Below are 12,834 nucleotides of genomic sequence, written 5' to 3' on the forward strand. Positions count from 1 at the left end.
TCAGTGGTGCCGCGCTAGCCAGCGATGATTGCACCGACCCAACCGTCGATTGGCAACCTAAAGAACGTCTCCGTCAGATGATGGTAGACAATGGCTGGGAGGTAAAGCGCATCAAAGTGGACGATGGCTGTTATGAGCTCAAAGGACGCGATCGCAAAGGTCATCGAGTTGAAGCGAAATTCTCACCCGCTTCGCTGAAGATTATGGAACTTGAAATCAAATTTGATGGTTCAGATGACGCATCTGACTACCTGAACTTAGGTAACCAGGCCCAACCATCATCAACTAGCGACTTAAACTCCGGTAGTAACACGCCAACAAACAAACCAAAAGTCACGATCGAATAAATGTAAGGGAGATAAATCATGAAACGTTTAGCAATAACCCTGTGTTTGATGGCTGCAGCTTTACTATCTTCACAATCCTATGCACGTGATGTCACCTTGACCACTCAGCTAAAAAACTATGGCGGTGACGGTGCTTATCTAGCCATTTATTTAACCAATGCCGACGGTCAGTATCAAAGAACGTTATGGGTGGCTGGCAAGAAATCAAAATATTACAAGCACTTGAGCGGCTGGGCGCGGGGGAGTGGGCAGCGCAAAAGTGAGTACGATGGACTATCCGGTGCCAGCGTTACCGAGGGTAAGACATTAACGGTCACCCTTGATCTGCCCGACACCTATATTGATGCAGGGTTTCAGCTCCACGTTGATACCGCTGTCGAAGATATGCGAGACAACCGTAATGATGTTGTCGTGCCATTCACCAGCGAAGGGGTCGATAAACCCAATAATGGCCGCGGTTATATCAAAACGTTCACCTATTCGTTTTAAATAACTGCCTAGGAACCCCGTTATGTTACGTCAGTTTCACTCCCTGTCTGGCTTGATAGCAACACTGTTCGTTGTGCTGCTCACCATCTCCGGTGCTGTGCTCTCGCTTGATCCGATTCTCGAACGCTCACAGGCTAAAATCGCAGGCACATCGTCAATCAGCGTGGCGGAGTTAGCGGGAAAACTTATCACTCGCTACCCTGGCACCGAGCAAATACAACGACATCCGTCAGGCAGTATCATTGTTTACTTTACTGACGGCGACCAAACAGGAGCGGACCTAATCAACCCACTAACGGGGGCAACGATTGGCGCCTATTCCAGCTCACCCATTATGGTGTGGATAAAAAACCTGCATCGGTCTTATCTGTTGGGGACACCTGGACGAGTTGTTGCTGGGGTCGCCGCTTTTTTTATGCTGCTGTTAACCTTTTCCGGTGCCGTCATGTTGATCAATCGACTCGGCGGTTGGCGTCATATTTTTCGACCGATCCAAGGGCCCTTTAAGCAACGTCTGCATACAGAGGTAGGCCGAGTGGCGGTACTGGGCCTGATATTATCGGCTTCTACCGGCTTATACATGTCAGCCATGACTTTTGAGTTGATACCCGACTACTCATCGGCTGAGCCCGGTTTCCCAACCCATGTAAATGGCGGCGTACCTGCATCTATTGATACCCTGTCGGCATTAAAATCGATCCCTATCACCGAATTCAGAGAGCTGGTTTATCCCTATCCAAACGACCCAATGGGTGTTTATTCCATTACCACCAATCAAGGAAGCGGCTTTGTTGATCAAGCAACCGGTCAATTACTCTCTTATCAAGCTTACGGTAACCCACAAAAACTCTATGAGTTTATCTACATGTTACACACCGGCGAAGGGTTATGGTGGCTTGGTCTATTGCTTGGTTTGAGTGCGCTCGCTGTGCCATTGATGGCATGGACCGGTATCCATATCTGGTGGAGCCGTAAACAATCCGCCACAACCATAAACCATAATAGCGCTGCTCGCCTTGCCGATACCATCATTCTGGTTGGCAGTGAAAGTAACAGTACGTGGGGCTTTGCCAAAACCTTGCATGACGCCCTTCATCGCTTAGGATTTCAGATTCACACCGCCCCCATGAATCAGATTGGCCATCATTATCCACAGGCAAAACGGATGTTTATGCTGACCGCCACCTATGGTGATGGTGACGCACCGGCGTCGGCTAACCATTTTCTGACACGACTGGCGAAAATGTCTAAGACACCCGATGTTCCTGTTGCCGTCTTAGGTTTTGGTGATCGACAGTTCCCTGAGTTCTGCCAGTTTGCCAAAGAGGTTGAGGCCGCGCTCATCACCAAGGGCTGGCCACAGCTACTACCACTCGAAACCATCCATCGACAATCCCCACAGGAATTCGCCCGCTGGGGGCAGGCGGTGAGTAGCGTTCTAGATAAGGAATTAACACTCGTGCATGTCCCGGTTCATCCCGCTAGCACGACGTTGACCCTTGTCGAACGCGTCGATTACGGTGCCGCGGTGCAGGCGCCAACGGCGGTATTACGCTTCAAGTCACCGGAAGGGAGTCATAAAGGTCTGTTGAATCGTTTACTGAGACGCGCCGGCTTACCGCATTTTGATGCAGGCGACCTTGTGGGTATCTTGCCGCCAGGCAGCAGTGTGCCGCGATTCTACTCGCTGGCATCCGCATCGAAAAATGGCATTCTCGAGATCTGCGTTCGTCACCATCCTGACGGGGTATGCTCCGGTTTTCTTCATGGGCTATCCGTCGGCGACACCATTGAGGCCTTCATAAAGCTTAATCCGAGCTTTCGCCCAGCATCGGGCAAGGCACCGATAATACTGATCGGCGCGGGCACCGGCATTGGACCGTTAGTGGGCTTTATCCGCAATAATAAAGCACATCACCCGATACACCTTTATTGGGGCGGTCGCTCTCCACAGTCTGATTTTCTCTATGAAACAGAGCTTAAGCGCTACCTAAAAGATCAGCGGTTAACTAAATTAAATCCGGTTTTCTCCCGCATCAACCAAGGCGCATATGTGCAGAATAAGATTACTGAAGATGATGTGGAGCTACGTCAATTGATCGGAGAAGGCGCACAGTTCTTAATATGTGGCGGTCGTAACATGGCGAGTAGCGTAGCGGCGGCACTGGACAAGGTAATTGCCCCGCTGGGGATCGATGTGGCGACACTGAAAGCGCAGGGACGCTACCGTGAAGATGTGTACTAGCCTATTCAGACTGAATCAGTCCCGCACTAAGCGGCTTCTTAAACAGGTGCATTCGTTGAGGTGAGGCTTCCTTTCCGCGCCATCGGTACGGTTCACCAACCCCTTGACTGCTTGCTATCTGCAGAGGTTAAGCATAGAAGCGCAGCCACCCCCAATGATGACCTGAAAGCGCTAGATCGGTGGGTTATCAAAAAATCACACCGATTACCAACTCAGCTGAACGCCGCAATAAACTAAGATAAGAAAACTAACAAATGGGGATAAGTGAACCTAAACGATATAATATCAACGAAAATATTGATTCAAGCGCTAGCCAAAACGCTCTGCGATGATCAAAATGCTATACATAAGCGCTTAAGCCGCGTTTGATTCAACGATATACGCCAACTATTGGAGTCGACTGTCGTGCTATTTGGACTATTTGGTAGAAAGAAAAAGAAAAACGCTGACAAGAGGCCGAAGACCACCAGGCAGTCTAGTGAGTCAACATCGAAACCCTCGAAGCCTCTGGGAAAACTTTTTGATGAGTCGGGTCATTGGGGCACGGCTGAATTACCTCAAGTACCACAAGAGGAACAAGCGTCTCTCATCGATTTCGATCTGTTAGTTGCGTCACAGATCGATGAAACACAAGCCGCTAAAGCACAACAGTTGTGCAAAAAGTTGCCAGACCCTCACCCCGTGCAATCAAAGTTAGCCAGCGGCTTAGATACATCTAAAGAATTGGTTGAAACACTCGCGGCGGATCCCGGTCTAACAGCGACGGTATTACGAACGGTCAACTCTGCAGCCTTTGCCTTAACCTCGCCGATTTCAAGCGTCCAGCATGCGGTTAATTACCTTGGAGTCAGCTTTGTTAGAAGCTTAGTCTCCCAAGCCGCTACAGCTAACCAAACTAAAGACTGTTCTGAAGCACAAAAAACAGCATTACAGCGGGTGTGGATATCTACCGCCGTTGCAAGTGCTTTTGCCAGTTTATTAGGACAAAACGCTGGCCACTCCCGCCCGTCGGTCCTCGCAACCAAAGCGTTATTTTTTAATCTCGGTGACCTAGGTTTGATCCTAGGAGAGGACGGTACAGACGCTTGGTATACAGAAGGTATGACGGTCATGGACAGAGTTAAAGCGCAGCAACAGGGTTGCGGTTTAAACTCCTCTATCGTTGGCTCGACGTTAGCTCGAAATTGGGGTTTGCCCGAAGAGATTGAACGCGCCATTGCCAACTCACTGCTCCCACTAGCCAAAGCCCCAGGGCAGTTGGCTTTAAAAGATGATGAGTTAAAAGATACCGTGTTACTTTACTTAGCTGGACGTATCGGTGACCGTGTCGCGTATAGAGGCCTTCGTGACCTGTCTGAATTCAATCTCGAAGCAGCAGAAGAACCTGGCACTCATTTTCTAAAAGGCCATTTAGAAGCGTCTGACCAAAAGCTCGTTCTTCAGCTACTGTCAGATACCGCATTCCGTAAGAAATTTAATCGCCTACTGGCATCATTAGCTATTTGATTAAAGGTTGAACAGAGCCTGCTCTGAAGCGGTATAAGCTGGAAGCGCGTTGCAAATGTTAAAGACATAGGTTGCGTGGCATCCAGCGCTCTGTTTGCATCACTGCAACAGAGGCATCAGTATAATCCCAGCAATATGAACGTTATTAAGTTATGTTTACTATATCACCAGGCATAGTGATCACTAACAAACCATCGCCATTACCACCTTTTATGCACGAGTCTGCCGGCGAATTTCACTGTTTAAGGCAGCCCCCAAACGATTAAAATAACGCTGAAAGGCTAGATTAATACGTTCACGTTGCTCGCCTCGCGGATACAACCCCTGCTCCGCCTCAGCCGTCATTTTAGTCCCCGAAACCAAAAAGTTATTGGTGATAGCCGCATCTTGAACAAAGGCTTCAAACGCTCTCGCGCATAACTCCTCAGCCTGACTGTAATACACTTGATTCATCGCTCTATCGACCCGCGCTGATACCTCAAATAACGGGCTAGGGGAATCGCCGTCTTCAGCTAACATAATATGCCTGAAACAGGCGTACAGATCATCATTCAAAGGATGAACCACAGGCGTTGCATCTGCTAGCCAAGCTTTTGAGGCAAACATGCCTGCCGGCGCATCGTCAAAAGCAGTACCACCGAGATAATGATCGAGTGCATGAAACCACTCATGTGCAATGCTGCCTGGGCCTGCATTTTTGGCCAAAGAAAAGCACCGCATCGACGGTTGATAATGGGCGGCAACACCGGGGCGTCCACCGATACCGTATTGTAACGACAAGGTTCCGCGCAATGAGATCAGCGGTTCGGGGCATTTCAGGATGGTCATCAGGTCAACCAAGGCATCGTAAAACAATCCCGCCGCTCGGTTTTGTTCCGCCTGCGTCACCCAGCGACCAATACCGATAAACCTGAAATCAAACCGCTTCCTCACTTCAACAAAGCTAACGGGATTACCTTGCCGTACATCCGGCCCGTGGCGATAAAATTCACGCGATAACGTCATACGACTACAATACCCGCTCTACCCTATTTCTAAATCAGAGGGGTCATTGTACTCCCGTAACGAGATCGTGAGCAGTGTTTCATGCCAGAACCTAGGCTTAATCTAAAGTGTCAACAACTTGCACATCTGTCCTTAAACACAAAAAAGACAGCCTAGATAATATTACCTAATCCGCTCAATAATCAGTGCGATGCCTTGGCCACCACCAATGCACATCGTCACCAATCCATAACGCCCTTCGGTACGTTCCAGCTCCGCCATTGTTTTGATAATAATAATCGAGCCTGTCGCCCCCACAGGATGACCTAATGCGACAGCTCCGCCATTCGGATTAACCTTAACCTCAGGCATCCCCAATAGTTCAGTTACCGCCATCGCCTGAGCGGCAAAAGCTTCGTTGGATTCGATCACATCGATATCCTGCATTTGTAGCCCAGCATTTTTTAGCGCTTGTTTAACGGCGGGTATCGGCCCCAAGCCCATCAACTCCGGAGCAACACCGGCAAAGGCATAACTAAGAATACGACAACGGGGAGATAATCCACGGCGTTGTGCTTCAGCCATCGTCGTCATAACCATCGCCGCCGCACCATCATTTAGGCCCGATGAGTTACCGGGGGTCACAATGCCATCTCGCTTAAATATTGGCTTCAGTTTTGCCAAGCTTTCGACAGTAGTGCCTGCCCGAGGATGCTCATCGGTATCAAAGATAAATTCTTGACGGCCTTGTTTAACAGTAACAGGAACGATCTGATCGCGAAAATGCCCCTGCTCTATCGCCATTAATGCGCGTCGATGACTCTCTGCAGCGAACCGATCTAGGTCGTCTCGTCCATAGCCCTGCTGCGCAGCAATATTTTCAGCTGTCACGCCCATATGACCACTGCCAAACGGATCACTAAGAATCCCTTGAGTCATATCGACCACACGACTGTCGCCCATCCGCGCGCCATAACGAGCATCCGGCATCAGGTAAGCACCACGGCTCATACTCTCGGCGCCCCCAGCCAACGCGATCTGGCTATCCCCCATCAGCAACAGCTGGGCGGCAGAAATAACCGATTGCACCGATGAACCACACAGGCGATTCACATTAACGGCGGCGGACGACGCGGGTAACCCTGAATTAAGTGCAATATGGCGAGACAGATAAACATCCTGCGGAGCCGTGGTGATGATATGGCCAAAGACCGCATGATCGATCGCCTCAGCGGGAATTCCTGAGCGACGAATCGCTTCGGTGGCCGCTACGGTTCCTAATTCCGCCGGCGATAAACTCGACAGGCTGCCACCAAATGTACCAATCGCGGTACGTACCCCATCAACAATTACGATATCACTTAATTTCATAGTGTTTATTCCTTCGTGGTCCGGTTAACGACCGAGCATCGGGCGCGCAATTACCTCTTTCATAATCTCTGAGGTGCCGGCGTAGATAGTCTGAACCCGGGCATCAACATAGAACCGGGAGATAGGATATTCGGTGGTATAGCCATAGCCACCGAACAACTGCAAACATTGATCGGCAGCCTGACACTGCATCTCGGTGGCACTGAGTTTAAGCAGGGCTGCCTCTTCAATGGTCATCGTGCCGTGATTATAGTGATGCAGACATTGTTGATAGTAGGCGCGGCATAGTTCTAGCTGGGTTTTAACTTCGGCTAATTTAAAGCGAGTGTTCTGAAAGCTGCCCACCGTTTGACCGAATGCCTTCCGCTCCAGAACGTAGTTGAGGGTGAGCGCCAAGGCACCATCGGTCGCGGCAATGGCTTGCGTGGCACAGCCTAGCCGTTCTCTTGGTAACTCATCCATGAGGTAGAAGAAGCCGTGATTTTCCTCGCCTAATAATGCATCGGCAGGGAGCCTAAGGTTATCGAAAAATAGCTCTGCAGTATCGCTGCAATGCTGACCAATTTTACTGATGCCTTTGCCCCGTGAAAAACCGGGTAACGAGGCATCCACGAGAAACAGAGAGATTCCCTTCGCCCCAGCAGCAGGATCGGTAGAGGCACAGACAATCACCAAGTCAGCCAATAAACCGTTGGTGATAAAGATTTTCGAGCCATTAAGCACCCACTCATCGCCGTCGCGAACCGCGCGGGTACGCAGGGCTGCCAGATCACTGCCAGAACCCGGCTCGGTCATGGCAATAGCCCCCACCACCTCGCCACTGACCATCTTCGGTAACCAGTGTTGCTTTTGCGCATCGGTTCCCCGATGCAAAATATAGGGCGCGACGATATTTGAATGAATATTAAAACTACTGGCAAGACCGCCATACCCTAGCTGCGCCATCTCACCCAAGACTAGCTGCGCCACCTCAAAGGGAGCGCCCGCCGCACCATACTGCTCTGGCAAATCAACACAGAGCATACCCGCCTGTCCCAATGTAGGCCAAATAGTCCTAGGCATAATGCCGGCACGTTCCCAATCATCGTAATAGGGGGTTACTTCTTGTGCCAAAGCTCGCTGGGTCATATCTCGAAACAGGGCTAATTCAGCGCTATCCGCTGCAGTATATGAAGCATTCATGGTTAGGCTCCTTACTTCGATTCCATCCGAATACCCGCATCGAGACGGATCACTTCAGCGTTAAGATAGGGGTTAGTAATAATGTGGCAACAAAGATCGGCGAACTCTTCCGGCAGACCAAAACGTTTCGGACACTGCACCATCTCAATCAACGGCTCGCGAACTTTTTCCGGTAACGATTGCATCATAGGAGTATCAAATAGCCCGGGAGCAATCGTCATTACACGAATATGGTGTGGGGCTAAATCCCGAGCCAGTGGTAGCGTCATACCAGCAATAGCCGCTTTACTGGCACTATATGCAGCCTGACCCGTTTGACCATCGAACGCAGCCACCGAGGCAGTATTGATAATCACACCCTGCTCTTCGTCTGCCCCTTTTGCCGCCATCTTTTCGGCGGCGACCCGCAGCACATTAAAGGTGCCGTTAAGATTGATATTGATCGCATGGCTAAACTGCGCCAGTGGCAGCGCGCCTTCACGCCCCAAGACCTTACCGGCAGCGACAATGCCGGCGCAATTAACACAGATATCCAAACGGCCCCACTGGCTTACACCATCGCTAAGTGCTTGCTCAACCGCATCGGCATCGGTGACATCCACTGGGTAAAAACGCACTTGCTGCGGATACTGCGCTTGTAACGCCTGGCCCGCCTCATTATTCATATCCAGTACTAAAACCTGCGCCCCTTCTGCTAATAGACGTAGGCTCGTTGCCAACCCTAATCCGGATGCGCCGCCACTGACGACCGCCACTTTATTTCTGATATTCATCGCCACTCAACTCTCATATTACTTATCTTTATTGTCCGAGGAGTATCCGCTGAACGTCGACAACTGTGCTATGACCAATACAGACAATCGGTTTGATAAAAACGACCAACCACGACCTCTGAGTGGGCGGCGCCACTTTTTGTACCATAGGCAGCGATAAGGTATGCTCACTTAACTAAGGGAAAACCATGATTAACCATGAAAAAAAAACTGGTCTCCAATCACTACATACAAGCGAGCCTACGAGGAGCCATCAACCAGGGAATTGATCCGCTGCCGCTGCTTGAGCGAGCCGCCGTCCCCAGCGAACTGCTGCATAAACCCCGGGCCCGCATCACCGAAGTACAATTAGCCAACCTGATCAGAGCCGTTTGGCGCGCCACCGGCGATGAGTTTATGGGCCTAACCGAGCACCCCAGCAAAAACGGTGTGTTCGCCCTGATGATGGAATCGTTATTCCAGTTGAAAACGCTCGGGGCGATGTTGCAACAAAGTGTGCGTTTCTATAATGCCGTGCAGTCTGAGGCTAATTTTGCCCTCCATATCGAAGCCGATAGCGTCAACATCGATATCACATTGATGCAGCCAGAATTAGATCCAGACCACCTATTACAGGAGTTTTTGTTACTAATGTGGCAACGCTTCAGTAGCTGGTTGGTCAATAGTCAGTTGGCGATTCAGACCACCCGCTTTAATTACTCAGCCCCCGCCCATCAAGATGAATATCCACCAATGTTCGGCGAGCATTTACTGTTTGACCAACCCACCGCCGGCTTCAGCTTCAGCAGTAAATTACTGATGCTGCCTCGGGTGCGAGACCCACTTGAGCTAGATTCTTTTCTGCGCCGTTCGCCCCTTGAGGTGCTTCGTCGCGTTGGGGATAACAATAGCCTTAGCATTCAAGTTCAACGCCTTATGCTAAATAAGGGATTAGAACAGGCAGCGACACTGGAAGATATTGCCCACGATCTACATATGACCTCCCGCACATTGCGCCGCAAACTCAAGGAAGAAGGCCATAGTTATCAACAGATCAAGGATCGAGTTCGTTGCGATACCGCGATCCGCTTACTCACCGAAGAATCCCTCAGCGTTGCCGAAACCAGTGAATTGGTCGGTTTCACCGAACAGGCCGCATTCTGCCGAGCATTCAAAGGCTGGACCGGTGTCGCACCCAGTGCCTATCAAGCGACACACCATTAGAGCAACGCCCCACTGACCGCTTTTATCAAATGCTTTGGACAGTTTAATCATTGCTTCCAACGCGGCGAAAAAAGACACTCTAAATGACAAAACAAAAATAAGAAGGTCTGCATCAATGCTATCCGACATCCAAACCGCCACAGTGAACACCATCGGTGATGGACTGCGCCGCGCCGCAAAACGCTTTGCCGCTAAAGAAGCCATCATCTTCCAACAGCGCCACTGGACATATCAGCAGCTCGACCGCGCCGTTAACCGCGTGGCCAATGCCCTGTTGCAAAGTGGTTTACAACCCGGCGACCGTATTGCGGCATTTGGTAAAAACTCTGATGCTTACCTGATTCTCTTTCTGGCCTGTACCCGTGCGGGCATGATCCATGTACCGATCAACTATGCTCTCGTCAAAGACGAACTGCTTTATCTATTAAAGCAATCCGGTGCAGCAGCAATTTTTATGGATGACGATCTGGCCGATAATGTCGCTGCCGTTGTACAGGATACCGCGATCACCACTACCGGCTCACTGCACACACCGACACCCCATTCACTGCTCGATATTCTGCAGATAAGTCAGTCAAATGCGGATCATCAACCACCCGACGTCAAGGTGCAGGATACCGATATCGCCCAAATTCTTTACACCTCAGGCACCACCTCGCATCCCAAAGGTGCGATGCACACCCACCGTGGCTTTATGGCCGAATACAGTAGTTGCATCCAACATCTTGACCTGACCACTGATGATCGTTGCCTAGCGGCGTTGCCGCTGTATCACTCCGCGCAGATGCATGTTTTTACCATCCCCGCACTCATGATCGGTGCCATGAGCTATATCCTGCAAGCGCCACTACCGGAGCTAGTCTTTACGGCGATCAGCAGTGAACGGCTCAATTCAGTGTTTGCACCACCAACTGTTTGGATCGGGCTGTTACGTCACCCAGGTTTTGATCAACACGACCTCAGCTCACTGGTGAATATTTACTACGGTGCCTCCATTATGCCGGAGCCCATCGTCGCCGAACTGCAGCAACGCCTTCCCGGCTGTCGTCTGTTTAACTGCTATGGCCAGAGCGAAATGGCACCACTGGCCACCGTGCTGGCACCGGAAGAACAAACAGGCCGACTCGCCTCGATAGGTAAACCGATCATGTCGGTGGAAACTCGGATTGTTAATCCACTGACAATGGAAGATTGCTCGCCAGGGGAACAGGGTGAGATTATTCATCGCTCTCCCCATGTGATGGTGGGCTACTGGGATAAGCCGGAGCAAACAGCCGAGGCCTTTGCCGGCGGATGGTTCCATTCAGGTGACTTGGCATATGCCGATGAAGAGGGTTACATCTTTATCGTCGATCGAATCAAAGATGTCGTTAATACCGGCGGCGTGTTGGTGGCCAGCCGCGATGTCGAAGAAGCGCTATACCTGCATCCCGCTATCGCAGAAGTTGCGGTCATTGGCACACCCCACGAAAAATGGATCGAAGCGATCACCGCTATCGTGGTCTTCAAACAGGGAGAAGATGCGGACAACGATGAACTCACCCGCCACTGCCAACAGTATTTGGCTCCGTTCAAAGTGCCTAAAGCCTTTATTGTGGCCGATGCGCTACCGAAGAATACAGCGGGGAAATTGCTTAAGCGAAAATTACGTCAACAGTACAACGAAGCACAACTAGATGCCGCGTTATCGGTTTGAATAGGGATAGCTATAACGAAGATAAAACACAAAAAACCAAAAGTGTGCGTTAACCAGAGGGGTCATCAAGCGGAATAGGGTTATCTCTTCAAGCGGATGTAAAACAGATTAGAAGACGTAAAAAGCAGGGATGCAAAAATGAGCTCTTGGCTCGGGTTTGCTTTAAAAAAACGTTCATACTAAAAAGATGAATACTTGCGGTAATCACTTTAGAGCAGGCGCAGGTTGCTAGGATATTTTATCCCAAGCAACATGCTTAGTTACCGCAGATCAACAATTTATGGCCGTAGCTTTTACCCGGAATATTAGGTCCATCAACGATTTTCACTTCTTCGTTGTTGTACAGCCCGGTCATTTGAGCGTCGATATAAACAACTTGGTCTGAATCAAAATTAGCTGAAGCACTGGCTGCGCCGGCAACCAGTGCTAATGCGATGCTAACCGTAGTAATAGATGTTCTCATAGGCCATTCCTCTATAAATGGTTTCAGTAAAACCCTCTTTCTTCATGATTTTACGATGACTAACGAATTACTACTTAGCGGCTACTTATTTATTACCGACAAACAGATCTGAGCTATAGCTGCTGCCTGGCAAATTAGTGGTCTTAACGACTTCACCCATTGCGTGATGACGAGATGCGCCTTGAGTATTAACGCTGTCACCCAGTTGGCCCACATTGAAGTTAGTTGCAGACGCTGCGCCAGCGGCCAGAGTCGTTGCCAGTGCGATCGATGTGATAAGTGCTTTCATGATGTATTCCTCAAACAATTAAATGAACAATGGTTACCAATAGATGGCGAGTGCTGACTTATTTATTACCAACAAACAGATCTGAGCTATAGCTGCTGCCTGGCAAGTTAGCGGTTTTAACAACGTCACCGGTTGCTTGATGGCGAGATGTACTTTGAGCATTAACGCTGTCACCTAACTGACCTACATTAAAGTTAGTAGCGGCAGATGCTGCGCCAGCGGCCAGAGTCGTTGCCAGTGCGATCGATGTGATAAGTGCTTTCATGATGTATTCCTCAAACAATTA

Annotated in this window: 13 protein-coding genes; 6 read left to right on the forward strand and 7 right to left on the reverse strand. The window is 50.0% G+C overall.

The window, feature by feature from the left end:
• The 4 genes from ACN0T0_RS19810 to ACN0T0_RS19825 all read left to right on the forward strand — a co-directional run.
• Nucleotides 1–347 (forward strand): PepSY domain-containing protein (locus ACN0T0_RS19810; RefSeq protein ID WP_417228497.1); only part of this gene is annotated, 347 nt, incomplete at its 5' end.
• Nucleotides 348–365: 18 nt separating this feature from the next.
• Nucleotides 366–836 carry a DUF2271 domain-containing protein gene (locus ACN0T0_RS19815; RefSeq protein WP_417228499.1) on the forward strand — a complete coding sequence of 157 codons (471 nt, stop codon included), beginning with the start codon at nucleotides 366–368 and terminating at the stop codon, nucleotides 834–836.
• Nucleotides 837–858: 22 nt separating this feature from the next.
• Complete coding sequence (locus tag ACN0T0_RS19820) at nucleotides 859–3,081, forward strand: PepSY domain-containing protein (RefSeq protein WP_417228501.1); 2,223 nt, start codon at nucleotides 859–861, stop codon at nucleotides 3,079–3,081.
• 405 nt (nucleotides 3,082–3,486) lie between these two features.
• Nucleotides 3,487–4,587 (forward strand): HDOD domain-containing protein, encoded by a 1,101-nt coding sequence (locus tag ACN0T0_RS19825; RefSeq protein WP_417228503.1) that lies wholly within the window; start codon nucleotides 3,487–3,489, stop codon nucleotides 4,585–4,587.
• A gap of 210 nt (nucleotides 4,588–4,797) precedes the next feature.
• On the opposite strand, the gene ACN0T0_RS19830 is transcribed toward ACN0T0_RS19825, so the two are convergent.
• From ACN0T0_RS19830 to ACN0T0_RS19845, 4 genes are all read right to left on the reverse strand, one after another.
• Nucleotides 4,798–5,592 carry a CLCA_X family protein gene (locus ACN0T0_RS19830; protein WP_417228505.1) on the reverse strand — a complete coding sequence of 265 codons (795 nt, stop codon included), beginning with the start codon at nucleotides 5,590–5,592 and terminating at the stop codon, nucleotides 4,798–4,800.
• Nucleotides 5,593–5,754: 162 nt separating this feature from the next.
• The gene (bktB, locus tag ACN0T0_RS19835; RefSeq protein ID WP_417228507.1) at nucleotides 5,755–6,942 is read right to left on the reverse strand and encodes a beta-ketothiolase BktB; all 1,188 of its coding nucleotides are present in this window, start codon (nucleotides 6,940–6,942) and stop codon (nucleotides 5,755–5,757) included.
• A 24-nt stretch (nucleotides 6,943–6,966) separates the two neighbouring features.
• Nucleotides 6,967–8,124: an acyl-CoA dehydrogenase family protein gene (locus ACN0T0_RS19840; protein ID WP_417228509.1), complete on the reverse strand. Its 1,158-nt coding sequence runs from the start codon at nucleotides 8,122–8,124 to the stop codon at nucleotides 6,967–6,969.
• An 11-nt stretch (nucleotides 8,125–8,135) separates the two neighbouring features.
• On the reverse strand, nucleotides 8,136–8,897 hold the full coding sequence (locus ACN0T0_RS19845) for an SDR family NAD(P)-dependent oxidoreductase (RefSeq protein ID WP_417228511.1): 762 nt from the start codon (nucleotides 8,895–8,897) through the stop codon (nucleotides 8,136–8,138).
• A gap of 198 nt (nucleotides 8,898–9,095) precedes the next feature.
• Between ACN0T0_RS19845 and ACN0T0_RS19850 the strand changes: the two genes are divergently transcribed.
• Nucleotides 9,096–10,100, forward strand: coding sequence for an AraC family transcriptional regulator (locus tag ACN0T0_RS19850; RefSeq protein WP_417228513.1), 1,005 nt, complete (start codon nucleotides 9,096–9,098; stop codon nucleotides 10,098–10,100).
• Nucleotides 10,101–10,215: 115 nt separating this feature from the next.
• A complete protein-coding gene (locus ACN0T0_RS19855) occupies nucleotides 10,216–11,796 on the forward strand; it encodes a fatty acyl-CoA synthetase (protein WP_417228515.1) in 1,581 nt (526 codons plus the stop codon).
• Between the two features lie 256 nt (nucleotides 11,797–12,052).
• Here the strand turns inward: ACN0T0_RS19855 and ACN0T0_RS19860 are convergent, their stop codons facing one another.
• From ACN0T0_RS19860 to ACN0T0_RS19870, 3 genes are all read right to left on the reverse strand, one after another.
• The gene (locus tag ACN0T0_RS19860; RefSeq protein WP_417228517.1) at nucleotides 12,053–12,259 is read right to left on the reverse strand and encodes a hypothetical protein; all 207 of its coding nucleotides are present in this window, start codon (nucleotides 12,257–12,259) and stop codon (nucleotides 12,053–12,055) included.
• An 85-nt stretch (nucleotides 12,260–12,344) separates the two neighbouring features.
• Nucleotides 12,345–12,548: a hypothetical protein gene (locus ACN0T0_RS19865; protein ID WP_417228519.1), complete on the reverse strand. Its 204-nt coding sequence runs from the start codon at nucleotides 12,546–12,548 to the stop codon at nucleotides 12,345–12,347.
• Between the two features lie 58 nt (nucleotides 12,549–12,606).
• The gene (locus ACN0T0_RS19870; RefSeq protein ID WP_417228521.1) at nucleotides 12,607–12,813 is read right to left on the reverse strand and encodes a hypothetical protein; all 207 of its coding nucleotides are present in this window, start codon (nucleotides 12,811–12,813) and stop codon (nucleotides 12,607–12,609) included.
• Between the last annotated feature and the right edge of the window lie 21 nt (nucleotides 12,814–12,834).

Origin of the sequence: Amphritea sp. (assembly GCF_048266285.1) — a bacterium.
Classification (GTDB): Bacteria; Pseudomonadota; Gammaproteobacteria; order Pseudomonadales; family Balneatricaceae; genus Amphritea.

Excerpts from the sequence above, each read along its gene's own strand:
- ACN0T0_RS19815 (WP_417228499.1), top strand. The coding sequence starts at position 366 with ATGAAACGTTTAGCAATAACCCTGTGTTTGATGGCTGCAGCTTTACTA.
- ACN0T0_RS19820 (WP_417228501.1), top strand. The coding sequence starts at position 859 with ATGTTACGTCAGTTTCACTCCCTGTCTGGCTTGATAGCAACACTGTTC.
- ACN0T0_RS19830 (WP_417228505.1), bottom strand. The coding sequence starts at position 5,592 with ATGACGTTATCGCGTGAATTTTATCGCCACGGGCCGGATGTACGGCAA.
- bktB (WP_417228507.1), bottom strand. The coding sequence starts at position 6,942 with ATGAAATTAAGTGATATCGTAATTGTTGATGGGGTACGTACCGCGATT.
- ACN0T0_RS19840 (WP_417228509.1), bottom strand. The coding sequence starts at position 8,124 with ATGAATGCTTCATATACTGCAGCGGATAGCGCTGAATTAGCCCTGTTT.
- ACN0T0_RS19845 (WP_417228511.1), bottom strand. The coding sequence starts at position 8,897 with ATGAATATCAGAAATAAAGTGGCGGTCGTCAGTGGCGGCGCATCCGGA.
- ACN0T0_RS19850 (WP_417228513.1), top strand. The coding sequence starts at position 9,096 with ATGAAAAAAAAACTGGTCTCCAATCACTACATACAAGCGAGCCTACGA.
- ACN0T0_RS19855 (WP_417228515.1), top strand. The coding sequence starts at position 10,216 with ATGCTATCCGACATCCAAACCGCCACAGTGAACACCATCGGTGATGGA.
- ACN0T0_RS19860 (WP_417228517.1), bottom strand. The coding sequence starts at position 12,259 with ATGAGAACATCTATTACTACGGTTAGCATCGCATTAGCACTGGTTGCC.
- ACN0T0_RS19865 (WP_417228519.1), bottom strand. The coding sequence starts at position 12,548 with ATGAAAGCACTTATCACATCGATCGCACTGGCAACGACTCTGGCCGCT.
- ACN0T0_RS19870 (WP_417228521.1), bottom strand. The coding sequence starts at position 12,813 with ATGAAAGCACTTATCACATCGATCGCACTGGCAACGACTCTGGCCGCT.